This window comes from Thiomicrospira pelophila DSM 1534 (assembly GCF_000711195.1).
In the GTDB taxonomy this organism is placed as follows: Bacteria; Pseudomonadota; Gammaproteobacteria; order Thiomicrospirales; family Thiomicrospiraceae; genus Thiomicrospira; species Thiomicrospira pelophila.
In genome coordinates, this window is sequence record NZ_JOMR01000001.1 from 1,629,185 (window position 1) to 1,653,451 (window position 24,267).

The 24,267-nt window shown below is 44.7% G+C and carries 27 protein-coding genes; 15 read left to right on the forward strand and 12 right to left on the reverse strand.

Going from position 1 to position 24,267, the window contains the following annotated elements:
- Position 1 precedes the first annotated feature (1 nt).
- The 7 genes from rodA to hslO all read left to right on the forward strand — a co-directional run bounded on the left by rodA (position 2) and on the right by hslO (position 6,121).
- Positions 2 to 1,132 (forward strand): rod shape-determining protein RodA, encoded by a 1,131-nt coding sequence (rodA, locus tag N746_RS0107820; protein ID WP_029935503.1) that lies wholly within the window; start codon positions 2 to 4, stop codon positions 1,130 to 1,132.
- Positions 1,133 to 1,210: 78 nt separating this feature from the next.
- Positions 1,211 to 2,398 carry a D-alanyl-D-alanine carboxypeptidase family protein gene (locus N746_RS0107825; RefSeq protein WP_029935505.1) on the forward strand — a complete coding sequence of 396 codons (1,188 nt, stop codon included), beginning with the start codon at positions 1,211 to 1,213 and terminating at the stop codon, positions 2,396 to 2,398.
- 6 nt (positions 2,399 to 2,404) lie between these two features.
- Positions 2,405 to 3,271 (forward strand): D-amino acid aminotransferase, encoded by an 867-nt coding sequence (locus N746_RS0107830; RefSeq protein WP_029935507.1) that lies wholly within the window; start codon positions 2,405 to 2,407, stop codon positions 3,269 to 3,271.
- A 4-nt stretch (positions 3,272 to 3,275) separates the two neighbouring features.
- The gene (locus N746_RS0107835) at positions 3,276 to 3,557 is read left to right on the forward strand and encodes a YbeD family protein (protein ID WP_029935508.1); all 282 of its coding nucleotides are present in this window, start codon (positions 3,276 to 3,278) and stop codon (positions 3,555 to 3,557) included.
- A gap of 18 nt (positions 3,558 to 3,575) precedes the next feature.
- Positions 3,576 to 4,244 (forward strand): lipoyl(octanoyl) transferase LipB, encoded by a 669-nt coding sequence (lipB, locus tag N746_RS0107840; protein ID WP_038125928.1) that lies wholly within the window; start codon positions 3,576 to 3,578, stop codon positions 4,242 to 4,244.
- 18 nt (positions 4,245 to 4,262) lie between these two features.
- On the forward strand, positions 4,263 to 5,255 hold the full coding sequence (gene lipA, locus N746_RS0107845) for a lipoyl synthase (protein ID WP_029935512.1): 993 nt from the start codon (positions 4,263 to 4,265) through the stop codon (positions 5,253 to 5,255).
- Positions 5,252 to 6,121 carry an Hsp33 family molecular chaperone HslO gene (gene hslO, locus N746_RS0107850; protein ID WP_245603349.1) on the forward strand — a complete coding sequence of 290 codons (870 nt, stop codon included), beginning with the start codon at positions 5,252 to 5,254 and terminating at the stop codon, positions 6,119 to 6,121. The genes lipA and hslO overlap by 4 nt, the downstream gene beginning before the upstream one ends.
- A 55-nt stretch (positions 6,122 to 6,176) precedes the next feature.
- Here the strand turns inward: hslO and yaaA are convergent, their stop codons facing one another.
- Positions 6,177 to 6,953, reverse strand: coding sequence for a peroxide stress protein YaaA (gene yaaA, locus N746_RS0107855; protein ID WP_029935515.1), 777 nt, complete (start codon positions 6,951 to 6,953; stop codon positions 6,177 to 6,179).
- A gap of 58 nt (positions 6,954 to 7,011) precedes the next feature.
- The gene (locus tag N746_RS0107860; protein WP_029935517.1) at positions 7,012 to 7,275 is read right to left on the reverse strand and encodes a hypothetical protein; all 264 of its coding nucleotides are present in this window, start codon (positions 7,273 to 7,275) and stop codon (positions 7,012 to 7,014) included.
- Positions 7,276 to 7,446: 171 nt separating this feature from the next.
- On the opposite strand from N746_RS0107860, the gene N746_RS0107865 reads away from it, so the two are divergent.
- A complete protein-coding gene (locus N746_RS0107865; protein WP_029935519.1) occupies positions 7,447 to 8,199 on the forward strand; it encodes a DUF481 domain-containing protein in 753 nt (250 codons plus the stop codon).
- Between the two features lie 21 nt (positions 8,200 to 8,220).
- Here N746_RS0107865 and murU read toward each other — a convergent pair whose 3' ends face one another.
- Positions 8,221 to 8,901, reverse strand: a complete 681-nt coding sequence (murU, locus tag N746_RS0107870; RefSeq protein ID WP_029935521.1) for an N-acetylmuramate alpha-1-phosphate uridylyltransferase MurU — start codon at positions 8,899 to 8,901, stop codon at positions 8,221 to 8,223.
- Positions 8,901 to 9,911 carry an aminoglycoside phosphotransferase family protein gene (locus N746_RS0107875; protein ID WP_051678583.1) on the reverse strand — a complete coding sequence of 337 codons (1,011 nt, stop codon included), beginning with the start codon at positions 9,909 to 9,911 and terminating at the stop codon, positions 8,901 to 8,903. The genes murU and N746_RS0107875 overlap by 1 nt, the downstream gene beginning before the upstream one ends.
- A gap of 158 nt (positions 9,912 to 10,069) precedes the next feature.
- Here N746_RS0107875 and N746_RS0107880 point away from each other — a divergent pair, with 158 nt between their 5' ends.
- Genes N746_RS0107880 through N746_RS0107905 form a run of 6 tightly spaced genes read left to right on the forward strand, consistent with a single transcriptional unit; the run spans position 10,070 to position 16,685 of the window.
- Positions 10,070 to 12,418 (forward strand): LPS-assembly protein LptD, encoded by a 2,349-nt coding sequence (locus N746_RS0107880; protein WP_029935525.1) that lies wholly within the window; start codon positions 10,070 to 10,072, stop codon positions 12,416 to 12,418.
- Positions 12,419 to 12,453: 35 nt separating this feature from the next.
- Positions 12,454 to 13,434 carry a peptidylprolyl isomerase gene (locus N746_RS0107885; RefSeq protein ID WP_029935527.1) on the forward strand — a complete coding sequence of 327 codons (981 nt, stop codon included), beginning with the start codon at positions 12,454 to 12,456 and terminating at the stop codon, positions 13,432 to 13,434.
- Complete coding sequence (gene pdxA / locus N746_RS0107890) at positions 13,431 to 14,426, forward strand: 4-hydroxythreonine-4-phosphate dehydrogenase PdxA (protein WP_029935529.1); 996 nt, start codon at positions 13,431 to 13,433, stop codon at positions 14,424 to 14,426. The genes N746_RS0107885 and pdxA overlap by 4 nt, the downstream gene beginning before the upstream one ends.
- Positions 14,419 to 15,234, forward strand: a complete 816-nt coding sequence (rsmA, locus tag N746_RS0107895) for a 16S rRNA (adenine(1518)-N(6)/adenine(1519)-N(6))-dimethyltransferase RsmA (RefSeq protein WP_029935531.1) — start codon at positions 14,419 to 14,421, stop codon at positions 15,232 to 15,234. Before pdxA ends, rsmA begins: the two co-directional genes overlap by 8 nt.
- Positions 15,235 to 16,095, forward strand: coding sequence for a symmetrical bis(5'-nucleosyl)-tetraphosphatase (locus N746_RS0107900; protein ID WP_029935532.1), 861 nt, complete (start codon positions 15,235 to 15,237; stop codon positions 16,093 to 16,095).
- Positions 16,092 to 16,685: a hypothetical protein gene (locus tag N746_RS0107905; protein WP_029935534.1), complete on the forward strand. Its 594-nt coding sequence runs from the start codon at positions 16,092 to 16,094 to the stop codon at positions 16,683 to 16,685. Before N746_RS0107900 ends, N746_RS0107905 begins: the two co-directional genes overlap by 4 nt.
- A 55-nt stretch (positions 16,686 to 16,740) precedes the next feature.
- Here N746_RS0107905 and trpB read toward each other — a convergent pair whose 3' ends face one another.
- The 4 genes from trpB to N746_RS0107930 form a co-directional block, all read right to left on the reverse strand.
- Positions 16,741 to 17,943, reverse strand: a complete 1,203-nt coding sequence (gene trpB / locus N746_RS0107910) for a tryptophan synthase subunit beta (RefSeq protein WP_029935536.1) — start codon at positions 17,941 to 17,943, stop codon at positions 16,741 to 16,743.
- Between the two features lie 116 nt (positions 17,944 to 18,059).
- Positions 18,060 to 18,425: a DUF4168 domain-containing protein gene (locus N746_RS10455; RefSeq protein ID WP_038125929.1), complete on the reverse strand. Its 366-nt coding sequence runs from the start codon at positions 18,423 to 18,425 to the stop codon at positions 18,060 to 18,062.
- 132 nt (positions 18,426 to 18,557) lie between these two features.
- Positions 18,558 to 18,866: a BolA family protein gene (locus N746_RS0107925; RefSeq protein ID WP_029935540.1), complete on the reverse strand. Its 309-nt coding sequence runs from the start codon at positions 18,864 to 18,866 to the stop codon at positions 18,558 to 18,560.
- Positions 18,867 to 18,884: 18 nt separating this feature from the next.
- Positions 18,885 to 19,736 (reverse strand): ion transporter, encoded by an 852-nt coding sequence (locus N746_RS0107930; protein WP_029935542.1) that lies wholly within the window; start codon positions 19,734 to 19,736, stop codon positions 18,885 to 18,887.
- Positions 19,737 to 19,864: 128 nt separating this feature from the next.
- On the opposite strand from N746_RS0107930, the gene N746_RS0107935 reads away from it, so the two are divergent.
- Positions 19,865 to 20,116 carry a 2Fe-2S iron-sulfur cluster-binding protein gene (locus N746_RS0107935; RefSeq protein ID WP_029935544.1) on the forward strand — a complete coding sequence of 84 codons (252 nt, stop codon included), beginning with the start codon at positions 19,865 to 19,867 and terminating at the stop codon, positions 20,114 to 20,116.
- A gap of 105 nt (positions 20,117 to 20,221) precedes the next feature.
- On the opposite strand, the gene N746_RS0107940 is transcribed toward N746_RS0107935, so the two are convergent.
- The 4 genes from N746_RS0107940 to phoU form a co-directional block, all read right to left on the reverse strand.
- Positions 20,222 to 21,190, reverse strand: coding sequence for a PstS family phosphate ABC transporter substrate-binding protein (locus N746_RS0107940; RefSeq protein WP_029935546.1), 969 nt, complete (start codon positions 21,188 to 21,190; stop codon positions 20,222 to 20,224).
- Between the two features lie 216 nt (positions 21,191 to 21,406).
- Positions 21,407 to 22,744 (reverse strand): phosphate regulon sensor histidine kinase PhoR, encoded by a 1,338-nt coding sequence (gene phoR, locus N746_RS0107945; protein WP_051678584.1) that lies wholly within the window; start codon positions 22,742 to 22,744, stop codon positions 21,407 to 21,409.
- Positions 22,745 to 22,767: 23 nt separating this feature from the next.
- Positions 22,768 to 23,463, reverse strand: a complete 696-nt coding sequence (phoB, locus tag N746_RS0107950) for a phosphate regulon transcriptional regulator PhoB (RefSeq protein WP_029935550.1) — start codon at positions 23,461 to 23,463, stop codon at positions 22,768 to 22,770.
- A 50-nt stretch (positions 23,464 to 23,513) separates the two neighbouring features.
- Positions 23,514 to 24,251, reverse strand: coding sequence for a phosphate signaling complex protein PhoU (phoU, locus tag N746_RS0107955; RefSeq protein WP_029935552.1), 738 nt, complete (start codon positions 24,249 to 24,251; stop codon positions 23,514 to 23,516).
- Positions 24,252 to 24,267: the final 16 nt, after the last annotated feature.

Sequence of the window (24,267 nt, forward strand, 5' to 3'; positions counted from 1 at the left end):
CATGATCCACTCACTTACCTCATCAACCGATTCGCTGTATGTTACGCCGAAAAGTTGGCTACAAAAACTGCACATTGACGGATGGTTGCTACTTGGTTTAGTACTTCTATTATCAACCAGTTTGTTGACCGTTTTCAGCGCGTCAGGCGGCGATTGGCACACGACTCAACAGCATGGATTTCGTATTTTATTTGCGTTAGGACTCATGCTGGCCGTCGCTCAAATCTCGCCCTCAAATCTCGCCCTTATTACCCCTTGGGCTTTTTTAATTGGTTTGCTCATGCTTGTTGCCGTACTCCTATTTGGTGACATGGGAAAAGGCGCGCAGCGCTGGTTGGATTTTGGCTTTGTGCGTTTTCAACCGTCTGAACTAATGAAACTTGCATTACCGATGATGGTAGCCTGGTTGTTTGCCTATAGCGACTTCCCTGCTCCTGCCAGTCGTTTTATTATGGGACTGGTCATTGTTGCGGTGACCGCTAGCTTAATTGTCGTGCAGCCGGATTTAGGCACCTCGATCTTGATCGCAATGAGTGGTTTATTTGTTATTTTCTTTGCAGGATTGCCCTGGAAAATTATTATTGGTGCGCTGGCTGCCCTAGCTGTAAGCATGCCGATAGCTTGGAATTTTATGCATGCGTATCAAAAGCAGCGTGTTTTAACCTTTATGAACCCTGAATCTGACCCACTCGGCAGTGGCTACCATATTATCCAATCGAAAATAGCAATTGGCTCTGGTGGCATTGATGGAAAAGGATTTATGGGAAGTACTCAAGCTCACCTTGAGTTTTTGCCCGAAAGTACCACCGACTTTATCTTCTCTGTATTCGCCGAAGAATTCGGTTTAATTGGTGTTGCAGTGCTTTTAAGCCTCTACAGTTTTGTACTAATTCGAGGTTTGATGATCGCTTATTTTGCCCAAAATAATTTCAGCAGATTGGTTGCAGGTAGCTTTACGATGACCTTATTTATTTATATTACGGTCAACATTGGCATGGTAAGTGGCCTACTCCCAGTAGTGGGCCTCCCCCTGCCTCTTGTAAGTTACGGTGGTAGCTCTATGGTCACACTTATGATCAGTTTTGGCATCTTAATGTCGATTCACACACACAAAAAAATGTTGACCGATTGAAACTAGAATTGCTAGACAAAGGTTTTGATTTGCAGGCTTTTGTGATAAATTAAGCTAATTCTTTAACTTGATAATTTAATGGCAAATATTCCCTCTATGAAAGCTTCGTTTTACAAACTGTTTTTTGTTTTACTCGCCCTGACATTGAGCACTGCAAAGGCTCACGCTAATACACCATTTGTGTCTCCAGTTCCGCCTTCTATCGCGGGAACGGCCCACTTTGTGATGGATTATCATAGCGGCGCCATCATCACCGAAAAAGACCCAGACATGCAAATAGAGCCAGCCAGCCTAACTAAAATCATGACGGGTTATGTGGTATTTAACGAGCTTAAATTAGGTCGCATACAAATGGCTGATATGGTGACCATCAGCAAAAAAGCTTGGCGCATGCCCGGTTCCAGAATGTTTATAGAAGTGGGTAAACAAGTATCGGTCGAAGACTTAATTAAAGGCATGGTGATTCAATCCGGTAATGATGCCAGTGTGGCCTTGGCTGAACACATTGCACGTACTGAAGAAAACTTTGCAGACATTATGAACCAGTATGCTGAGCAACTCGGCATGACAAATACACACTTTGTTAATGCGACAGGCTTACCCGATCCGGCTCATTTAACTACGGCACGTGATCTAAGCATCTTAACCAAAGCCTTAATTCGTGACTTCCCAGATTTTTATCCTTGGTACTCTGAGAAACGCTTCACCTTTAACGGTATCACCCAATACAACCGTAACCGTCTTCTATGGCAGGATCCGACAGTAGATGGTTTAAAAACAGGTCATACTGAATCAGCCGGTTATTGCCTAGTTTCATCTGCTAAACGAAATGACATGCGAGTAATTGCGATTGTAGTAGGCACAGACAGTGCTACTCAGCGCGTTTCAGAAAGTCAAAAACTATTAAACTATGCCTTCCGTTTTTTCGAAACACATAAGTTATTTGAAGGCTCACAACGCTTAGTTGATGCTCGTATCTGGGGCGGAGAACGCGACACACTTGGCGTAGGTTTAGCTGACGAATTATTTGTTACCGTACCACGTGGTCAATATCAAAACTTAAAAGTAGAAACTTCACTACCACCACAAGTTAACGCACCAGTGCAACATGGTGACAACATAGGTCAATTAGTGATTAATTTGAACGATCAAGTTTTACTTGAGAAGCCTTTAATTGCCTTGTCTGCAATTGAAGAAGGATCTTTTTTCAAAAAGCTATTTGATCGTATCAAACTATTTTTTCAAAACTTATTCGGATGGCTCTAATCTGACATGAACCCACAAATCGTCTACTTAGATGGCGAGTTTATGCCGATGAATGAGGCCCGCGTATCCCCCATGGATCGCGGGTTTTTATTTGGTGATGGCGTGTACGAAGTCATACCGGTATATCAACGCCAAGTATTTGAATGGGCGGCGCATTTAGCCCGCCTAAAGTACTCTTTAAAAGCGACCTCTATAAACAATCCATTGAGTGACGAGGCCTGGTTAGATATGATCAACCAGTTGATTAAACGCCACGACTGGGCTGATCAGTTCATCTACTTGCAAGTTAGCCGTGGTGTGCAAATCCCACGTGACCACATGCCCGCCGCCGATTTAACACCAACAGTCTATGCTTACACCAATCCACTTAAACCCGTAGCGGATCACATCCTCCAACACGGCATTAAAGTGATTAGCCTAGAAGATATACGCTGGCTACGTTGTGACATCAAAGCCTTAACACTATTACCCAATGTCATGGCCAAACTTCAGGCTCAAGCGGCCGGTGTAGATGACGTGATTTTGGTGCGTGCCGACGGTAGCGTTAGTGAAGGTTCGGCGAGCAACTTGTTTATGGTGAAAGATCAAACCCTGATCACCCCTCCCAACTCACACAAAATTTTGCCAGGTATTACGCGCCTAGTGATTGAAAAACTCGCACGGCGTCACCATATTGATTTAATCGAGCGAGACATTCAACAAGATGAACTCAATTCAGCGGATGAGCTTTGGTTAACCAGTTCAACCAAAGAAGCATTGCCGATTACACAATTGAATGGTCAAGCGGTCGGTTCTGGTAAGCCTGGGTCCGTTTGGCAAACATTACGCCAACACTACCAAGCTTATAAAAACGAAATTTTAAACCCAAACTAAGACTATGACTGATTTACACCACCCAGATATTGATACCTTAATTGAATTCCCTTGTGATTTTGAGCTCAAGGCCATGGGGCGTCACTGTGAAGAATTTATTGACCTAGTATTCAATATCACCCAAAAACACGTGCCCGATGCCAGCCGAGAAAATATTCGCCTTAACGAATCCAAAGGCAGCAAGTTTGTGTCGGTAAAAATCAAATTTTACGCCACTCACATTAACCAAATCCACGGTATTTACGGCGATTTGAACGAGCACCCAGACGTGCTTATGACACTGTAAAAAGCACCAGGACTGGTGATGAGCATTGAGATAAAAAACCTAGGGTTGCAAGACTATCAATCCACTTGGCAAGCCATGCAAGATTTCACCGCCCAGCGTCACGTCGATACACCTGACCAAATCTGGCTAGTTGAACATCCGCCGGTGTATACCCAAGGCCTAAATGGCCAGCCAGAACATATCCAACAATCCTTAGGCGATATTCCACTCGTGCAATCCGATCGTGGCGGCCAAATCACCTATCACGCCCCTGGTCAGTTGATTGTTTATACGCTGATTGATCTCAAGCGCCGTCATCTTGGCGTAAGAGCCTTAGTCAGCTTGCTTGAAAATGCCTGTATCGCCCAGCTCACGGAACTTGGGATTTCAGCGCAATCTAGGAAAGACGCCCCCGGCATTTATGTTAATAGCCAAAAAATTGCTTCACTGGGTTTAAAAATTAAACGCCAATGCAGTTATCATGGCCTGGCCTTAAACGTCAATATGGACTTAAGTCCATTTCAACGCATTACCCCTTGTGGGTTGAGTGGTATGCAAATGACTCAGGTCAGCCTGTACAACTCAGAACAAACGGTTCAAAGCCTCGCACCAGGCCTGGTAGATCGCATTCAGCACGGCCTATTAAATTGGCCTATAATAAGCCATCATTTAAACAACGAAAAAACACAACCCCATCCGATTAGATAGGTTGTTCTGGTGAATAGAATGCAGCAAATACAAGAAATATCTTTGGATCAAATTACCGGTTTAAAAGCGCGCAATGCGGCGATGAGTAAAGGCGAATACAAAACTAAATCGCTCAAGCATCGTCCCGATCCTGAGCGTGAACGCCTTGCCAAGCCTAGTTGGATTCGCGCCAAGCTGCCCAAAGCCAAAGATATTCACCGCATCGCCGAGCTCAAAAGCATCTTGCGCGAAAATAAATTGCACACAGTTTGTGAGGAAGCCTCTTGCCCAAACTTAGGTGAATGTTTTGGCCACGGCACCGCGACCTTTATGATTATGGGCGATATTTGCACGCGTAAGTGCCCCTTCTGCGATGTTACGCACGGCCGACCAAAACCGTTAGATTCCAACGAACCCATGCATATGGCGAAAACCATCCAAGCAATGAAACTTAGATATGTCGTAATCACATCGGTTGATCGTGATGATCTGCGCGACGGCGGTGCCCAACACTTTCTCGATTGTATTCAAGCGGTACGCCAACACGCCCCACAAACCGAAATCGAAACACTGGTACCGGACTTTCGTGGTCGTTTAAGTGTGGCGCTCGATACCTTAAGTATCGCCCCGCCTGATGTGCTTAACCACAACCTTGAAACCGTACCAAGCTTATATGAACAAGCACGTCCAGGCGCAGACTATCAAGCCTCGCTAGATCTGCTTCAACGCTTCAAACAAACGAACCCACAGGTCAAAACCAAGTCTGGCTTAATGGTGGGGTTAGGCGAAAGTTTTGCTGAAATGGTTCAGGTTTTAAAAGACCTACGCGCGCACCAAGTCGACATGCTAACCGTTGGCCAGTATTTACAACCCAGCCTACACCACTTAGCGGTCGAACGTTATTGGACACCAGACGAATTCAAACAACTCGAAATTAAAGCTTACGAATTAGGCTTTACGCATGTGGCTTGCGGCCCGATGGTTCGGTCGTCTTACCATGCTGATTTACAGGCGAAAGGTGAATATAAATGATTCAAGATGTCATGACACGCTCGCATGCCGATGCGATTCAACGCTTTTTATTTCAAGAGCATGATATTCGTGGTCAGCATATTCATTTAAGCCAGGCCTGGCAGTCGATGCTTGCCGATCGGCATTACCCGCTGGTATTGGTTAAATTATTAGGTGAACTCACGGCTTTTGCTGCTTTGCTGGCGAATGGCTTAAAACACCCCGGCCGCATCATTTTGCAAGTGCAAGGTCAAGGACCGGTCAACTTACTAGTAGTCGAAGTGACGCATGAACTTAAACTCAAAGGCCTAGCTAAAACCAACGCGCCGATTACCGACCAGCTTTCAGCTAATGAGCTACTAGGCGAGGGCCAGATATTAGTTACACTAGAAAACAGCTTAAACGATCATTTATACCAATCTTACGTGCCGCGCGAAGGCGAACAGCTAATTGAGGCCTTGCAGAATTTTTTAAGCCAGTCTGAACAGCTTGACTCAAAGTTAGCGATTGAAGTCAGTGAACAGGCAATTGGTGGGCTGTATCTGCAAAAAATGCCACAGACTGACGCGCACGATGAAGATGCTTGGGATCGGATTAGCCATCTAGCCAGCACGCTTAAAGCCGATGAGTTATTAGATTTGGACACCCCCATCTTATTAACAAGGTTGTTTCATGAAGAAGTGGTTGAGCTTTACGAACCGAAAGAAGCTGAGTACGAATGCATTCAAGACCGCCAACGTATCGCAACGATGATTCAATCTCTAGGCGAACAAGAAGCCCGCCAAATTCTAGCGGATGAAGGTGAAATTGTGGTGTTTAACGATATGTGCAACTATCACGAGCGCTTTAGTGCAGCCGATATTGACGAGTTATTTAAGTCTCATTAATAGTCTCAAACTTTGCTTTGCCAGTTTTGCACTGGCAAAGCACCAGGCCTGCTGTCTAGTCAGCTAAGTCTCGAGTAAATACCCAGTCTTTTTCAGATGAGAGCTGCGGCGCAAACTTATAACCGGCATAATCAAAATACTTCAAATCTTCTGCATTTTCGATTTTATGATCGATTGCATAACGCACCATTAAACCCCGCGCTTTTTTGGCATAAAAACTGATGATTTTGTACTCACCCTTTTTTAAGTCCTTAAAGATGGGTGTCACCACCGACGCGTCCAATAACTTAGGTTTGACCGCTTTAAAATATTCATTCGACGCTAAATTCACCACTGGCTTACCGGCTTGCGTCAGCGTTTTATTCAAGGACTGAGTCAGGCTTTCCCCCCAAAACGCATATAAGTTCTTACCTTTTGGGTTGGCCAATTTCGTACCCATTTCTAAACGATAAGGCCGCATTAAGTCTAACGGTTTTAACAAGCCATATAAGCCCGACAAAATACGCAAATGAGTTTGAGCGTAAGCTAAGCCTTTATTATCCAAACTCGCCGCATCCAGCCCTTGATACACATCACCTTTAAACATGAAGATCGCTTGTTTTGAGACCTCATCGCTATCCGATGGTTTGCACCAAGCCTGGTTGCGATCAAAATTCAATTGCGCCAAATCATCGCTAATATGCATCAACTGACTCAAGTCTCTAGGCTCTAATGGCTTAACAACTTGCATTAACTCAGCCGATTGGCTTAGAAAATCCGCTTGGGTAAAATCCACATCAGCCGGTCGGGCCGATTCATCAAGCGCCTTGGCCGGGGAAATCAACATCAACATCTTTTGTCTCCAAAATCACTATAAAACGCTAGCAGGCATGGCCTAAAAACTAAATACATTAAGCTTTCGGTGCGAAACCCTGAGCTTCTAAAAAATGGCGTAAATTCATAATATCATCTTTGCCTTCAATATCATGACCATGATGCGGCGTACTAATCACCAATTCGGCACCATTTATTACAATTTTTGCGCGTCCGTGATGAGACGTATCAATCGTGGCGCCAAAATGTTCTAAAGCGGAGGATAATTTCTTCCAATCAATATTCGCCGCCATCGGATGCGCAAAGATTTTTCCAATAACAACATCATGTTTGTGGCTCATGGTTCGCTCCTAAATTATTGCGGCCAACCTCTAAATTGACTTACTTTTTTTATTATATCACCAGCTCAAAGCCATACCGCAGCTTTGCTGCTCTATAAAGAACGCAAGTCGTTGTGATTTTAGGCGAGGTTTGTTAGTCTTGTCGGCCAACAAAAAAACAAGGAAAGGGTTATGCGTTTAGCAATCGGACTGACCAGCTTAATCATCAGTCAATCGGCCTTAGCCATCGTGAATATTGAAAATCTAAGAATGGATGAAACTCAAGCTGGATGGGGTACTTCGACAACCCTCGGCGCCAATGGAAAGCGCGGTAATACAGAAGAGGATAATTTTTCAATCTCGGGCGGCATTCAGCATATTTCTGACAACTTAAAAAGACGCGATTTATTATTATACGATGCTGGTCAAAGCCAATCTAAAGGCGAAACCTACTCAGAATCTTACTTTGCGCATTACCGTCATACCGAGCAGCTTACCCATAAATGGGCTTGGGAAACTTTTTTGCAACACGAAAGTGAGCCCTTAAGTAATGACAGCCTGCGTAATTTAGTGGGTATGAACGCTCGTTACCGTCTAAACGCTTTTCCATTTAACGGATTTGGTGGTGTTGGTCTAATGTATGAAGAACGCTCCATTGAACTTTTGGGAGAGAAGATAGAAGATACTGGCACGCGCTTTAACTTCTACCTTGATTCCAAGTATCGTCTAAGCGATAACACCGACTGGAAAATCAGTTTATATGCACAACCTAAAACGGACGACTTCAGCAATTTGCGTACAGTGACCAGTACAGGCTTAACCACACGCATTAACAGCGTGTTTGCCTTTACGCTGGATGCCGCTTATACCCATGATTCGGAGCCTCTCACCGATCAAGAAAATTATGATTTTTCTTATACAACAGGGATTAATATCCGATTCTAAAACACTCTCTCACGAAGCCGGCTATTTGGCCGCTTCGCGATCCGCAATAACCGATTCAATTTGTTCTAAACGTTCAAGTGTGCCTACATCACTCCATAAACCAGGATATACCTCACCGGTGACCAACCCAGCTTGCATCGCTTCACGCAAAATCGGAGCCAAAGCCAAGCGTTGGGCTGGCATGTTTTTGAATAAGTCTGGGTGAATTAAGCTGATGCCTGCAAATGTCCAGTCGCCCTGCGATTCAACTTTACCCTGCTGACTAAGTCCAAAATCCCCTTTTGACTTAAACTCAGGCGTCGGTACTAATACCAAGTGTGCCAAGCAGCCAGGGGCTAATTTAGTCGGCAAACACGCAAAGTCCATCTCGGTATAAACATCGCCATTAATCACCAAAAAAGCCTCGCTACCTAACAAAGGTAAAGCCTGAATAATGCCCCCCGCTGTTTCGAGTCCGCCTACCGGTTCAGCCGAATACACAATGGGTAAGCCAAATTGATCACCTTGTCCGAATGCTTGCTCAAATTGCTCGCCTAACCAGGCATGGTTAATAACCAAACCCTCCACTTCTAATAACGCCAATTTTTCGATATGGTATTGAATCAAAGGTTTGCCAGCAACGGGTATGAGTGGTTTAGGCGTTTTATCTGTTAAGGGGCGTAAACGCTCTCCACGCCCTGCAGCTAGAATCATCGCCTTCATTATTTAGCTTCTCCGATTCGAGATACGAGTTTTTGTGTCCAGTTCACTAAATCTCGCATTTCATTATAGTGTGACCCTACTTCGGTGATGTAGTTTAAGGTCGCCGGGATATCGTTTAAATAGCCGTCCTTGCCATCTCTATGAAACAAACGCGCAAAAATACCTGCGGCTTTTAGGTGGCGCTGAATTCCCATTAAATCCATAGACTTAGCAAAACCAGACCATTCCGACTGGGTTAAACGACCAGCCTGGCAAAGCATCAAAAAATATTGTCTTTGCCATTCGCGCACTTGCTCGGCGGGCCATACGATATAACAATCCCGCAATAAAGACACGGCGTCATAGGTTAACGCGCCATGCACCGCGTCCTGAAAGTCCAAAATCCCCGGATTGCGCTGTTCGGTTAGCATTAAGTTTCGGCTATGATAATCGCGATGCACATAAACTTGAGGCTGAGCCAGTGCAGATTCCACCAAGCGATGTTTGACCGACAACCAGGCCTGGTGCTCTAATTTATTCATGCCAAGGTCGCAATGACGTTCGCCCAGCCAGTCGGTAAACAAGTCCATTTCGCGATTAAGCAAGGCGGCATCGTAAATCGGCAAATGCGAACTTTTGGCTTGGGTTTGCAGCACCACTAAGGCACGCAAAGCATCCGTGTAATAGGTTTCGGCATTCGACTCGTTTAAGACTGATAAATAAGTGGTTGATCCTAAATCGGTCAATAATAAAAAGCCTCGCGTTAAATCCTGCTCGAGAACTTTAGGCACATGTAAACCCAGCGCATCCAATTCGGCCGATACCGCAATAAAGGGACGACAATCTTCCTGTTCAGGTGGCGCATCCATAATAATAAAGCTTTGCTGTTGGGTTGGGTCGTTAAATCGAACTCTAAAATAACGCCGAAAACTGGCATCACTCGAGGCCGATTCCGGCAAAGACAACTCACCTTGTTTAAAACGGCTCAAACCCGCTAACCAGGTTTGCATTTGTTCAAATCTTAAATCCATAAACTCTGCTTTTAAATGACGGCGATGATTCGCTAAATCGGCTAGGCAAGAAAATACACTTTCTAACCTAATTTTCAGACTTAATAAAGCCTCTATTAGACAACGAACTCAGGTAGAATAATCGGCTAAGTCGCCAATTAGATAATTTTGCCTTTAGAATGTCAATTTTTTCCAAGTTATCCCTTGTTTGGTTTGCGCTCACCACTAGCAGTTTGGCGTATTCCCAAACCGCTCAGTTAATGCCAAGTCCAGATAACCCTTGTCTACCGGAGTGGATTGCTACCCCGCAAACCCTACCGCCATCTGGTTCGTTGACTCAAGTGGAAGGCGACCAATTACTTCAAACCCAGTCTAATCAAATCACCCTAACCGGTCACGTACGTTTATCAGAACCAGGCCTGGTGGTATTAAGCAATCAATTATTTTATGATCGAGATAACCAACATATTCGTGCGTTTGGTCAGGTTGAACTTCACCAGAAAAATACTATCTTATTAGGCGAGCAAGCGGAATTCAATCAGTCCAACCAAATCGGTTTCATAAATCAAGTTCAATACCAACTTTCTGAAAGCCGCGCTCATGGATCCGCAGAACGTCTAGAGTTTAATCAAACTAAACGCATCAGCCACTTAAACCAAGCCAGCTTTACTACCTGCCCATTAACCGATCCGGCTTGGAACATGCACTTTGGCGAATTAGAAATTAATGACCCTAAACGCCGCTTGTACGGTTATAACACCTGGCTTGAATTCAAAGGTGTACCCATTTTTTACACGCCCTACATTGATATTCCGTTGGATGATCGAGCCAGCGGTTTTTTATTCCCCTACATCGGCAACCATAAAACCGCGGCTCAAAGTCAGCCAGAACCTCTATCGGTGGTCGCCGCGCCCTACTATTTTAATATCGCCCCCAATATGGATGACACCCTCACCTTAATAGGCATTCAAGATCGTGGTGTGGTGTTGGACAATGAGTTTCGCTATTTGCAGCCCAACCATAGCGGCGAACTGCAATTTAGCCTACTGCAAGATCAACTCGCCAATAGTGAAGGCTTACGTTATGTTGATCGCAGTGGCGACATCATCACCGAACAACCGCTTTCTGAACGCTGGCGTATCAGCTACGCAGGCCGCCAAAACTGGGGCGCCGGTTTTAGTTCAAGCTTAAACTGGCAAGAAGTATCTGACCCGGATTTCTATAACGATATTCCACTCTCATTTACGGCCTCCGAGTCTCGTATTGGTTCACAAACCACCACCATTAACCGAAGTGCGCGTTTAAGTTTTAACCGCGGACCAATACAAGCTCATATTCAACACTATGGCTATTTGCCCTTACGAAATGGTGAGCGTAACTATCTCGAGAAAACGCCCGAAGTTGGATTTAATCTGGGTCAGAGTTTCGGTGCTGTTCGTACCAATCTATATTTAGAAACGACTGAATTTAAACGTTATGACGGCTTTAATGACTTCTTGGAAGATGGCCATGTCAGTGGACAAACCTCTACCGGTGTCATGGGACGGCGTAGTTTAGCGATACCCAGCCTTCAATACCAATTAAACCGCCCCTATGCGCGCCTGCAAGCACAAGTACAAGCCAACTACCGTGAATACGATCTAATTAACGCAGCAGATACGGCCTCAACAGACAATACCGTAATGCAATATGCCTTACGTGGTGGTTTGTTTTTTGAACGTGATGTCAGTCTATTCAATACCGACTTCATCCAAACCCTTGAGCCAGAAGTGCAATGGCTTTATGTTCCTTACGTTGACCAGAGTCATTTGCAACGTTTTGATACCGGGCGCACAAGCCTTGATTTTAGCAACCTTTTTCAACTTAATCGTTTCTCAGGTTTTGACCGCATTGGTGACACTCAACAAATCAGCACCGCCCTCACCACAAGATTACTTAACCAAACCGGTTTACCGCTGGCCGATGCGGCTATCGGGCAAGTGTTTTATTTAGCGGATAGAGAGGTCGAACTGGACAGCAATCAGATTCAAGACGACCCGCGTTCTGACTATTTTGTTCGCCTAAGCACCAATCTAAAATCATTTAATTTTGCCTCCACCAGTCAATACGACTACCAAACCACCGAACTCACACAAATGCAAAACCGGATAAAATGGCAAGCATTTAATCGTGTCGAATTTTTAGCCGTTCATCAAGCTTTAAACCTAAATGCCGATTCGACTTTAGATGACACAGAAAGCGTCAATCGCCGCCAACAAACAGTCGGTGCTGGCTTAATGCTTGGCTTAACTTCTAAATGGCAGCTCGCCAGTTACCTGAACTACGATTTTCAAAAAAAGGTGCGCCGTGAGTTTCTCGGCGGGCTACGTTATGATAGTTGCTGCTGGGCTTCAGAGCTGGTATTTGAGCAACGACAATTGGCGGATGGTCGATACAATGCCTCGGTTAACTTAGTGTTCGAACTCAAAGGTCTAAGTACCGTCGGCAGCCGAATGCGTGATACCATTCAAAACACTCTCAACTTTTAATGAAACCTCTATAACAAAAAAAGAAAGTCATAATTATGTGGTCAAAACCGACAAAAAAAATCCTTAACAGCCTCGTATTGATTTGCCTGTTAAGTTTTTCAAATCTATTGCACGCCAACACCTTGCTCGATCGAATTGTCGCGGTCGTTAACGATGATATTATTCTGTTAAGTGAACTCAATGAACAAAGCGACCAGGCCTTAGCTGAACTCCGCCAACGCCAAATTCAGCGCCCAAATATGAACGTGTTGCGCGAGCGCGTACTCGACAACATTATTATGCAAAAGCTACAAGAGCAACGCGCTAAACAACGTGGTATTCAGGTTTCGGACGAAGAGATCAACGCCCAACTTAGCCAAATGGCTGAAGCCAACAATTTGACGTTGTTACAACTTCGTGAAGCGCTCAATCAACAAATGCCGAATGGTTTTAGCACTATTCGCAAACAAATTAGTGATCAAATTTTGATTCAAAAATTACGTGAAATTGAAATTATCAGTCAAATCCAGGTGAGCGAAGGAGAGGTCGACAACTTCATACAGCGCCGTCAACTACAAGACAGTAACGAAGAATTTAAACTCGCGCATATTCTGATTACCCGCCCCGACTCACCCACCGCTGAACAGAGTCGCGAAGTCGAACAAAAAGTAAAGGATATTTACCAGCAACTTCTCGACGGTGAAGAATTCGCACAAATGGCGGTTCGCCACTCAGAAGCAAGCCAAGCCTTAAATGGTGGCGATCTCGGTTGGTTAAATCTTGACGAAATGCCCTCTTTTTTTACGGATACGGTCAGCGCACTCCAGCTCGGTCAAATTAGTCAAATCATTGAAACACCAAGTGGTTATCACATTCTAAAACTCAACGATAAACGCCGTGGTGAAAACCAAGGCCAAGCGTTGGAACAAGAGGCGATCCAAGCGATTCGTTCCCGTAAAGCCAATGAAACCTTTGACTTGTGGATGCGTCGCTTGCGTGATGAAGCTTATGTCGAAACGCGGTTGGAGCAACCATGATCGATTCTCGCATCGTTATCACCTCCGGCGAACCAGCCGGCATTGGGCCAGACTTGGTGATTCAACTAGCACAGCAAAACTGGCCAATTCAATTAGTGGTAATTGCTGACCCGGATCTGCTAAAAGCACGCGCTCGGCTTTTAGGTCTGCCGCTCGAAATCCGGCCTTATGAAGCCAACCAGCCCGAACAAATCAGTCGTCCCGGCCAACTCTGTGTGTTGCCATTGAGCCTTAATGCCCCCACTCACGCGGGTGAACTCAACCCAGAGAATGCCGATTATGTCATCCGCATGTTAAAGCGTGCAACCCAAGGTTGTTTAGACGGTGAATTTACCGCGATGGTCACCGGGCCAGTACACAAAGGTGTGATTAATCAGGCCGGTCTAAAGTTCAGTGGCCATACCGAATTGTTGGCGGAACTGAGTCATACCGAACAAGTGGTCATGATGTTGGCCACTCCCGGTTTACGTGTCGCACTCGCCACCACACACTTGGCTCTAGCCGATGTACCCAAAGCGATCACCCAGCCTTTATTAGAAAAGGTCATGCGCATCACTTATCAAGCTTTGCAACACCAATTTGGCATTCAATCACCGCGTTTATTTGTGGCCGGGTTAAATCCACACGCGGGCGAAGACGGTCACATGGGTCGTGAAGAAATTGATGTTATCCAACCGGTGATTGATCAACTCCAACAACACAAGATGGACATTACTGGCTGTTACCCTGCCGACACAATGTTTACGCCTCACAAAATGGCGCAAGCCGATGCCTTCTTAGCCATGTATCATGACCAAGGTTTGCCAGTGTTAAAACACGTTGGTTTTGGGAAAGCGGTCAATATTACCTTGGGTCTGCCGTTTATTCGCACCTCAGTCGATCACGGCACCGCACTAGATTTAGCCGGCACAGGCCAAGCCGACACTGGCAGCTTTCATTACGCGATTCAAGTCGCACTTGAAATGTTAGAGGCGCGCCGTATCAATGAATAAACCATCAAACCACAAACATAAAAAGCAATTCGGCCAAAATTTTCTTAATAACCCAAGCGTGATTGCGCACATCATTGATACGATTTCACCTCGCCCAGAACAGCACTTGGTCGAAATTGGGCCGGGCGAAGCGGCTTTAACCGAGCCATTATTGGATCGCGTTAATCACCTAGACATTATTGAAATTGACCGTGATTTAATTGGCCCACTCACTCAGCGTTTTAAAGACCATCCGTCTTTTCACCTGCACAATGCCGATGCGTTACGATTTGACTATCGCCAACTGGTTAAGCAAAAAGGCGAAACGCTCAGAATGGTTGGCAACCTACCTTATAATATTTCCAGTCCATTAATGTTTCATTTGCTTGAGCAGTCTGACATTATCGAAGACATGCATTTTATGTTGCAAAAAGAAGTGGTCGAACGCTTAACGGCTGAACCAGGTCGCAAAGCATTTGGACGCCTAAGTGTGATGATTCAATATGCCTGCCAAACCGAATATCTATTTACGGTTGGTCCAGAGAATTTTACGCCTCCACCCAAAGTTGATTCGGCCATTGTGCGCTTGATTCCTTACGCATCACCACCTTTTAAAGCCGATAACTTTGCGGATTTTGCGGCTCTGGTTAAACAAGCCTTCAGTCAAAAACGGAAAACCTTGCGCAACACACTAAAAAACTGGTTAAATAGTGAACAAATCGAACTTTGCCAAATTGACCCTGGCTTAAGAGCGGAAGCTTTATCGGTAGAAGATTTTGTGCACTTGGCCAATTTATACAGCCAAGTGAAACCTCAAAAGGACGGCTAAGTGGCAACCTACATTATTGGTGACTTACAGGGTTGCTTTGACCCGTTACAACAATTGTTGGAAAAAATTAACTATCAGCCTAAACAGGATGAACTTTGGTTTGTGGGTGATATTGTTAACCGTGGACCCCAATCGTTAGAGTGTTTACGCTTTGTAAAGTCTCTAGGTGAGCGCGGCCAAATGGTATTAGGTAACCACGACTTCCATCTGCTCGCCGCCTCCAGCGGTTTAGAAAAATACCGCTCCAAGTCTGACACGCTCGAAGACATATTCAATGCGCCAGATCACGATGAACTGATTGATTGGTTGCGTCAACAACCCTTAATGGTTCGCCACCCGACCCAGCCTATAGCGATGGTTCACGCCGGTATTCCGCCTCAATGGACGGTTGATCAAGCCGCCATCCATGCAAATGAAGTCCAACAGATTATGCGCTCAGATGATTGGCGTGAATTTATTACCCAGCATTTGTTCGGTTCCAAAACCAAAGTTTGGCATGATGCCCTCACCGGCTGGGAAAGGTTGCGCTATATTGTGAATGCGTTTGCGCGCATGCGTTATTGCAACGCCCAAGGTGAATTGGACTTTGACCTAAAAGGCGCCCCCGACAAGCACACCCATGCCGAGCACCAGGCCTGGTTTTTACACACCAACCGCCGCAATAAAGATCACGAAATCTTTTTTGGTCACTGGTCAACCCTAGGCGCCATGGATGCCTATCAAGTGCATGCTACCGATACCGGCTGCTTATGGGGCGGTCAACTCACCGCATTTTGTCTTGAAACTCGAGTTCGCCACACGCTGAATTGTGAGCAAATGAGTAAACCTAAAAAATCGAAGGTAGCGAAGAAGTCATTATGAGCGAAGCGCCACTAGAACAAACCCAAACCAATGAAGATATTCCCAGCGCACAAACGATGCTGGAAAGATTGCATGCCATCAATTTAGAAGATTTTGATATTAAAAAAGTGGAAGAAGAAATCCGAGGCAACCGTATCTGGATTAACACCCTAACCATTCCGGTGGCCATGATGAGTTTGCTACTTTTCACCTTTTTAGGAGCTTGGATAAGCGGTCATTTAATCATGAGCTTTTTAATCGCAGCTGGTCTGGTGTTTTTTATTGGTAAGATGTTTGAAGGTTATGACAGACAAGTCAAATGGGACGCGCGTCGAGAAACTGAACGCCGAATTGCCGAAACTGAAGGTGAGTTTGGTTTGTTAGTTCACTTCAAACCTTTTTTGCCGACACGCTATCGTCATTTAATTCAGTCACTCAAACGTCGGCGTTATTTGTACATTGATCAATACATTCAAGCCATCAATTTATTGCAGCGCAAACTAGATCACGATAAGTTTACTCAAGCTTGGTACATCGTCTATCCGCACCTCAAACCCAATACGGATTTGGAGGCCGATTTTGATGATTCAGACTCGCAACAATCATCCTAGCTAATTTACACAAGCACCAGGCCTGGTGCTTGTGTAAATCTAATTATTTAAGATCTTAGACCTGAGTCGCAAACCCAAAATTCTCGGTAACATAATCAATATCTTTATCACCACGTCCTGATAAGTTAATCAGAATCGTTGACCCTGGATTTTCACGGCCATGACGCATCGCCCACGCCACCGCATGCGCACTTTCTAACGCAGGGATAATACCTTCAGAGCGCGACAACTCAAAAAATGCGTCCAGAGTTTCTTGGTCGGTTGCACCATGATACTTAACCCGCCCTTCCGTTTTCAAATACGAATGTTCCGGCCCCACGCCCGGATAATCCAAACCCGATGCAATCGAATGAACCGGTGCCGGATTGCCTTCGGCATCCGACAACAACATACACTTAAAGCCATGAATCATACCTGGTTCACCATAGGTCATGGTGGCCGAATGCTCACCCAAATTCGTGCCTTTGCCGAGTGGCTCAACCCCGTTTAAGCCCACATTTTGATCTTCAATAAAGCCGGCAAACATACCCATCGCATTGGAACCCCCGCCAACACAAGCACCCACCTCATCTGGCAGTTCACCCACCATCTCTAAAAACTGTTCGCGCGACTCATGCCCCACCACTGATTGGAAGTTACGCACCATCATCGGAAATGGATGTGGCCCCACCACCGAACCTATTGCAAATAATGCGGTGTCCGCTTGGGGGACATAAGACTGAAAAGCCGAATCCACCGCTTCTTTTAAACTTCGCCCACCAAAACTAACTGGCACAACATTTGCACCCAATAGTTTCATACGTGTCACGTTTGGGGCTTCTTTGGCAATATCGATTTCACCCATGTGAATTTCGCATTCCATACCAAAATAGGCGGCCGCGGTCGCTAAGGCTACGCCATGTTGACCTGCTCCGGTTTCGGCAATCAGCTTGGTTTTACCCATGTGTTTCGCTAACAAAGCCTCAGCCATACAGTGGTTTAACTTATGTGCACCGGAATGGTTTAAATCTTCGCGTTTAAGGTAAATATGCGCCCCCACCTGCTTGCTGATATTGTGCGCATAATACACAGGCGTTGGACGACCTTGATAATGTTTACGGATGTATTTAAGTTCATTTAAAAAGTCCGCTGAACGCCCCAAAGTTAAATAGGCTTTGTTAATTTCCTCAAAGTGTGGCACTAACTCTGGCGGTAAAAACGCCCCACCAAACTCGCCAAAATAACCTTCCTGATTGGGAAACTGCTTTAAGTAAGACATGTTTGCTTTCCTTTTAAATGCACTAAAAAAAACATTAGCCTACACTTTTTTAGCTTTTCTGGAAACAAAAAAAGGGGCCGAAGCCCCTTTATAAGTTGAATGCATTGCATTATGAGTTACTTAGATTGCACCTCTTCTACTTTTTGCTTCACCATTGCAAGGAATTGCTTATCCTGCTGCATTAAATTAATCATACCGCTGTACTCATTCACGCTTAAGCCTTCAGCCGAAATAACATGAATGGCTTGCTCTTGAAACTGAGCATTGACCTGTTGCAACAATTGATCATTAACTTCATTTTTTGGACGCTTTGCTAACTCAGCTTGTAGGCCTTGCTTAATCTCTTCAACCTTAATTAAAGATACGGCAAATTGCTCAACCTTTTCTGCAGATGGCACTTGCTGTTGCTGAGGCATAGACATCGCGTTGGTTGCAAATATTGATGAACTTAAAACCACGATTGATAAAAATAACTTAAACATACTTCTCCTTGCAGATTATTGACCTTTTTCAAGGTTAAAAACCATTCAAACATGAGTAAAACCGGCCTGTCAAACGGCTCAGCCACTCAAGCGAGATGGTAAAAGCGGCCTATAATCTAGCTAGGTTCGATTTTAAGTTTTATTTTGGCCAGCACATAAAGGTGAATCAGGTACCACACCGCCTTGCTCTTTCCACTCATCTAAAGTAAAGGTATGCAGTGCTAAAGCATGGATTTGAGACATTTCATTGGCCAGCGTTTTATACACCATTTGATGACGTTTCACTCGGCTGACACTTTCAAAATCATCGGATACCAGTACTAACTTAAAATGCGACTCAGTGGCTGGACCAGCATGCATATTACTTTCATTTTGTATATCCAATACCCATACAGAAAATCCTTGTTTGATCGCGGCTTCAATTTGTTGCTGCATATTCATCCATACGCTCCTATTCATTTATCGGTTTTTGGGATCGGATTGGCTTAGCAATTGATCCAGTTTGCGATGCAAGTCCGACACTTCAGTGTGTAACTGCTCAATGCTTTTAGCTTCATTATCCAAACTTTCATGCAAACCTTCATCCATACTTTTGCGATGCTCTTCGTCCAACACCGACACCACAATCCCAATCATCATATTTAAGAAAATGAAAGTCGACATAAAGATAAAGGTTAAATAATAGATCCAACTGTAAGCATACACCTCCATGGTCTCGTACATCACATCCGTCCAGTCTTCAAACGTCGCTACTCGAAAAAGCGTTAACAGAGCGGCACTTAAGTCTCCCCATAAAAACTCATTAATCGGTGCAAATATGAAACTGCCCACCACCGCGTAGAGATAAAAAATCACAAACATTAATAACGCCACATAACCGATACGCGGAATCGCGATTAACAAAGCTGTCACGAGCACGCGCATTTCAGGAATAAATGAGATCAAACGCAACACACGGAACAAGCGCAACATACGAGCTAATAATGCATATTGCGAGTCGTCAACTGGAATCAGGCTCACAACCACGATGGTGAAGTCGAAAATATTCCAGCCTTTTTTAAAAAAGTCCCAGAATTTTCGCTCGGCGGCCATGCGCACCAATATTTCCAATAAAAAGAATAACGTCACCCCCACGTCTAATATCGCCAATACACTTAATGCCGTGGGTGAAATATCATAGGTCTTAGCGCCAATCACAATGGATGACAACACAATCACCGAAATAACAAACCATTCAAAGGCCTTGTTATCACGAATTTGCATAAATTTAACTTGTAACGCTTGCCAAGAATTTAATACCGAAGTCTGCATGATGGTTTTCTCAAAATAAAGGTCGCGCTATTGTACTCAATCCATACAAATCACAAGCAACCGAATGATTAAATAAATAAATTTTTGCTAGAATAAGGTTTTATTTATGACTTTCAAGAGGAAAAATCATGGCGACCATTACTGTAATCGGCCAAGGCACCTGCGAATTTGACGGCGAATTCTCATTATTAGAAGCATTAGACGAACAAGGCTTTGATATGCCCTATAGCTGCCGTGGTGGAAACTGTGGTGCGTGCGAAGTCAAACTGGTTTCGGGTGACGTCGAATACATTCAAACACCGGCTTACGATTGCGACAAAGGCTTTGTTTTAACCTGTAGCGTAATTCCAACCTCGGATATTGAAATCGAAATACTCTAATCAACGCAATCAAACTTAAAGCACCAGGCCTGGTGCGGTTCAAATTGTTAAATTTAGGACATAAAAAAACCCAGCCTAGGCTGGGTTTTTTGTCATTGGCTGAGCTTATTTAAGCTTCGCTAGCTCACGTGCTGCCACCTTAGCTGGTAGTGGAACATAACCATCTTTATAAACCACTTCCTGACCTTCTTTTGATAGAACCATCGTCATGAATTCTTTCACCACTGGGTCTAACTGCTGGTTAGGCGCTTTGTTTACGTAAATGTAAAGCAAGCGTGACAATGGGAATTTACCAGCGACGGCATTTTCTGGGTTCGCGTCATAATAAGTTTCACCGGCCTTTTTTGCTAATGGAACGGTCTTAACGCCCGCCGTTTTATAACCAAGGCCTGAATAACCAATACCATTGATAGAAGCCGAAACCCCCTGTACAACAGAAGCCGAACCTGGCTGCTCGTTCACTGAGTTTTTATAGTCGCCTTTACACAAAGCGTTTTTCTTAAAGTAGCCGTAAGTACCCGATACAGAGTTACGACCGTACATTTGGATTGAACGGTTCGCCCATTCCCCTGTTAAGCCTGCGCCACCCCAGGTTGTAATATCTTCTTTTGCACCACACTGACGAGTGGATGAGAAAATGGCATCCACTTCTTGCATGGTTAAACCCTTAATCGGGTTATCTTTATGCACATACACCGCCAAGGCATCAATCGCGACACCAATTTGAGTTGGCTTATAACCATATTTTTTCTCAAACGCGGCAATTTCACCTGACTTCATCGCGCGGCTCATTGGGCCCGCTTGTGAAGTACCTTCTGTTAATGCGGGTGGTGCCGTAGATGAACCAGCTGACTGAACCTGTAAGTTCACATTAGGGTAATGACGTTTAAATTCTTCAGTCCACAATGTCATCATGTTAGCCAAAGTATCTGAACCTACTGATGAGAAGTTACCTGAAACACCAGATACAGACTTATAAGATGGTAAAGCTGAATCAACTTCGGCCATAACAGGTTGAGCAACCAGTGTTGCCGCAGCAAAGCCCATTGCAGCGAATAATTTACGATTTAACATGCGTGTAAGCTCCTTAGGAGAGTTAAAAGTGTTGTAAGACTCAGGAGCTATTGTGGCGAACTTAGATAACAGCTTAATGAATGAAGCATGACAGTTTTATTACACGGGGAGAAAATAGAAAATCTAACATAAACCCTAGGGCTAAATTAGCGCCAAGACCATCTTTAAAGCTAAGCACCAGGCCTGGTGCTTAGCTGAATGAGGTTGAAAACGCTATTAAACTTCGACTTCGGCGGCCGGCAATCCGAGTGACAAAGGAAATTCACAACGAAAGGTTGATCCGACTTTCAAGCGGCTTAACACCACTAACTTAGCGCGGTGTCGCTCCAGAATATGTTTAACAATCGCCAAACCTAAACCCGTGCCACCCGTACTGCGTGAACGTGCGGTATCGACCCGGTAAAAACGTTCGGTTAAACGCGGAATGTGTTCACGCGCAATGCCGATGCCGGTGTCTTTGACCTCATATACCAAAGCCGTATCGGTTTTGTACCAACGCACGTTGATACGTCCTCCCGCTGGCGTATAACGAATCGCATTCGACACCAAATTGGTAAACACACTTCGCAGCGGCTCGCCCATCCCCATCAATCCCAGATCGGTTTCAAGGCTAAACTCAATTTTATGTTTACCTTCGCTTAAATGCTCCGCATCCTGTTCGAGCTTCGTTAACATCGCACGTACATTAACCGGCCCAGCGAGCACATTTAAGTTGTTGGATTCAATGCTTGATAAGGTCAGCAAATCGCCAATAATATTTTGCATACGCAAAGACTGCGCCTGCATTTGATTTAAAGGCGCTTGCCAAAGTTTGGGGACGGATTCTGGCGCATCCAGCATTAACTCTAAATAGCCATTTAACACGGTTAAAGGCGTGCGTAACTCATGTGAGGCATTCGCCACAAAGTCACGCCGAATTTGCGATAAATTATGGGCGTCGGTAATGTCACGAATAATCAATAAATAATGCTTTTCAAAATAAGGCACAATTTGCGCGCTTAATCGACGGGTGCTTTCGGCACTGGTATAAAACTCGACTGTCTCGTCAAAATCACCCGACTCTAAATAGGTCAACATTTCGGGCTGGCGCATCAAGTTGGTAATTTTTTGACCAACATCCGTTTGTCGTAACCCCAATAGTTTTTCAGCACTTTGGTTGACCCATTCAATACGAAACTTGCGCGTTAAGGAAATATGCATATCCGGCAGTAAATCCATCGCTTGTTGAACTTGCTGAGTCTCGGATCGCAAGCGTTTGATGTGACGTTTATCTTGATAAAGCTTCTCAAAATAGGCTTCGTAAACCTCGCCCCAAATACCAAACGGCGCGCGAATTGGACGCGATTCTTGACTTCGAATCAAGCTGACAAATCGCCAGAAATAATACAGGTTTCGAATAATATAAATGGTGAAAGCTAACAGGATGGATGGAATCCAAAATTGGGTCGTTAAGCCAAGAATAACGGCGAGCGTAATTAAGCTAGCAATGCCCACTAGCTCTTCAAACAAGCGTGTGGATTGCTCTAGCGAGAGTACGGGCTTAAGACTTAACATTGAGATTCAACCACCAGGCCTGGTTATACCGGCTCAGAGAAACGATATCCGGCACCCCGAATGGTTTGGATATAATCTTGCGAACCGGTAGGTTCTAATAATCGGCGTAACCGACGAATGTGTACATCCACGGTACGCTCCTCCACCACGACGGTTTCGCCCCACACTCGATCGAGCAGTTGGGTTCGCGAATACACACGATTGGGGTGAGTCATAAAAAACTGCATCAAACGAAATTCGGTTGGACCAAGTTTGACTTCTTCTTCGTCCACCCAAAAACGATAACTGGTTAAATCCAGTTTTAAATTACCTTGTTTTAAAATATCGGTGCTTAAGGCTTCGGGGTCTTTACGTCGTAACAAAGCTTTAATGCGCGCCACCAATGCACGTGGCGAGAAAGGCTTCACCACATAATCGTCCGCCCCCGCATCAAAACCAGCGACTTGATCTGACTCTTCACCGCGGGCGGTCAGCATGATAATCGGCAAACTACGGGTCTGGTCATTTTGGCGAATGCGTTGTGCCAAACTGACCCCGGTTACGCCCGGCAGCATCCAGTCCAATACCAACAAATCCGGTTGATGTTCTAAAATCATCTTCCAGCCTTGCTCTGCGTTCGGGGCTTCGAGCACTTCAAACTCGGCGGCATTCAGGGTGAAATTCAACATGTCGCGAATCGCGGATTCGTCTTCGACCACCAGTATTTTAGCTTGAGACATTCCGCCTCCTTTTATCATGAGCGAATCTTTCATAGATCACCCAACTTGCGTTAAGAACGATTAAGTTCAACTAACATCTCGGCCATACGTTCTGAATCCATATTGCGCAATTCTTTACCATTAACCAGGTAGACAATAATTTCAGCAATATTGCAGGCATGGTCCGTAATACGTTCACTCGCCTTTAGAGCATAAATCAATTCCAATAAACACTCAATATCGCTATCACTGTCTTTAAAACGCTCGGTCACTTCGACTACCGCATTTTTATAGATCACATCCACCTGTTCTTCTTCACGAATAATCGCAACACAGCTAGGTAAATCTAAGCGTGAAAAGGCGTTTAGAACATCCTTGAGCATGTTCATGCCATGAGCGGAAATTTCGATTAACTCTTTGTAGCCTTGAAGATTAAGACACGCATCCGAACCAATTTTATCTAAATGCACCACCAGTTTCGCAATCTTAACCACTTCATCACCCATACGCTCTAAATCTAATCCAATTCGGATCGCGGAGATGACCAGACGCAAGTCTGATGCCGTAGGTTGCTGACGAGCCAATACACGTGAACAAAGTCGGTCAATTTCAATTTCTTCACGATTGATAAATTTGTCTAATTGAATCACTTCTTTCGCTAGAGCCACGTCGGCATTTTGTACCGCACTGAGTGCAGACGACAGTTGTTTTTCAACCATGCCGCCCATTTCAAGCACCAGATTAAAAAGATCTTCTAAATACTGGTTGTAGCTGGCGGAGACATGTGTTCCAAATTCTTTACGTTCCATGCTTCTGATCCTTATA

What these genes read in the sequence shown, in the direction of transcription:
- rodA (WP_029935503.1), top strand. Translation starts at nt 2, where the DNA reads ATGATCCACTCACTTACCTCATCAACCGATTCGCTGTATGTTACGCCG.
- N746_RS0107880 (WP_029935525.1), top strand. Translation starts at nt 10,070, where the DNA reads ATGTCAATTTTTTCCAAGTTATCCCTTGTTTGGTTTGCGCTCACCACT.
- trpB (WP_029935536.1), bottom strand. Translation starts at nt 17,943, where the DNA reads ATGTCTTACTTAAAGCAGTTTCCCAATCAGGAAGGTTATTTTGGCGAG.
- phoR (WP_051678584.1), bottom strand. Translation starts at nt 22,744, where the DNA reads ATGTTAAGTCTTAAGCCCGTACTCTCGCTAGAGCAATCCACACGCTTG.
- phoB (WP_029935550.1), bottom strand. Translation starts at nt 23,463, where the DNA reads ATGTCTCAAGCTAAAATACTGGTGGTCGAAGACGAATCCGCGATTCGC.
- rsmA (WP_029935531.1), top strand. Translation starts at nt 14,419, where the DNA reads ATGAATAAACCATCAAACCACAAACATAAAAAGCAATTCGGCCAAAAT.
- N746_RS10455 (WP_038125929.1), bottom strand. Translation starts at nt 18,425, where the DNA reads ATGTTTAAGTTATTTTTATCAATCGTGGTTTTAAGTTCATCAATATTT.
- N746_RS0107865 (WP_029935519.1), top strand. Translation starts at nt 7,447, where the DNA reads ATGCGTTTAGCAATCGGACTGACCAGCTTAATCATCAGTCAATCGGCC.
- murU (WP_029935521.1), bottom strand. Translation starts at nt 8,901, where the DNA reads ATGAAGGCGATGATTCTAGCTGCAGGGCGTGGAGAGCGTTTACGCCCC.
- N746_RS0107885 (WP_029935527.1), top strand. Translation starts at nt 12,454, where the DNA reads ATGTGGTCAAAACCGACAAAAAAAATCCTTAACAGCCTCGTATTGATT.
- N746_RS0107935 (WP_029935544.1), top strand. Translation starts at nt 19,865, where the DNA reads ATGGCGACCATTACTGTAATCGGCCAAGGCACCTGCGAATTTGACGGC.
- N746_RS0107940 (WP_029935546.1), bottom strand. Translation starts at nt 21,190, where the DNA reads ATGTTAAATCGTAAATTATTCGCTGCAATGGGCTTTGCTGCGGCAACA.
- N746_RS0107835 (WP_029935508.1), top strand. Translation starts at nt 3,276, where the DNA reads ATGACTGATTTACACCACCCAGATATTGATACCTTAATTGAATTCCCT.
- N746_RS0107905 (WP_029935534.1), top strand. Translation starts at nt 16,092, where the DNA reads ATGAGCGAAGCGCCACTAGAACAAACCCAAACCAATGAAGATATTCCC.
- N746_RS0107860 (WP_029935517.1), bottom strand. Translation starts at nt 7,275, where the DNA reads ATGAGCCACAAACATGATGTTGTTATTGGAAAAATCTTTGCGCATCCG.
- pdxA (WP_029935529.1), top strand. Translation starts at nt 13,431, where the DNA reads ATGATCGATTCTCGCATCGTTATCACCTCCGGCGAACCAGCCGGCATT.
- N746_RS0107930 (WP_029935542.1), bottom strand. Translation starts at nt 19,736, where the DNA reads ATGCAGACTTCGGTATTAAATTCTTGGCAAGCGTTACAAGTTAAATTT.
- lipB (WP_038125928.1), top strand. Translation starts at nt 3,576, where the DNA reads ATGAGCATTGAGATAAAAAACCTAGGGTTGCAAGACTATCAATCCACT.
- yaaA (WP_029935515.1), bottom strand. Translation starts at nt 6,953, where the DNA reads ATGTTGATGTTGATTTCCCCGGCCAAGGCGCTTGATGAATCGGCCCGA.
- N746_RS0107830 (WP_029935507.1), top strand. Translation starts at nt 2,405, where the DNA reads ATGAACCCACAAATCGTCTACTTAGATGGCGAGTTTATGCCGATGAAT.
- N746_RS0107875 (WP_051678583.1), bottom strand. Translation starts at nt 9,911, where the DNA reads ATGGATTTAAGATTTGAACAAATGCAAACCTGGTTAGCGGGTTTGAGC.
- hslO (WP_245603349.1), top strand. Translation starts at nt 5,252, where the DNA reads ATGATTCAAGATGTCATGACACGCTCGCATGCCGATGCGATTCAACGC.
- N746_RS0107825 (WP_029935505.1), top strand. Translation starts at nt 1,211, where the DNA reads ATGGCAAATATTCCCTCTATGAAAGCTTCGTTTTACAAACTGTTTTTT.
- phoU (WP_029935552.1), bottom strand. Translation starts at nt 24,251, where the DNA reads ATGGAACGTAAAGAATTTGGAACACATGTCTCCGCCAGCTACAACCAG.
- N746_RS0107925 (WP_029935540.1), bottom strand. Translation starts at nt 18,866, where the DNA reads ATGAATATGCAGCAACAAATTGAAGCCGCGATCAAACAAGGATTTTCT.
- lipA (WP_029935512.1), top strand. Translation starts at nt 4,263, where the DNA reads ATGCAGCAAATACAAGAAATATCTTTGGATCAAATTACCGGTTTAAAA.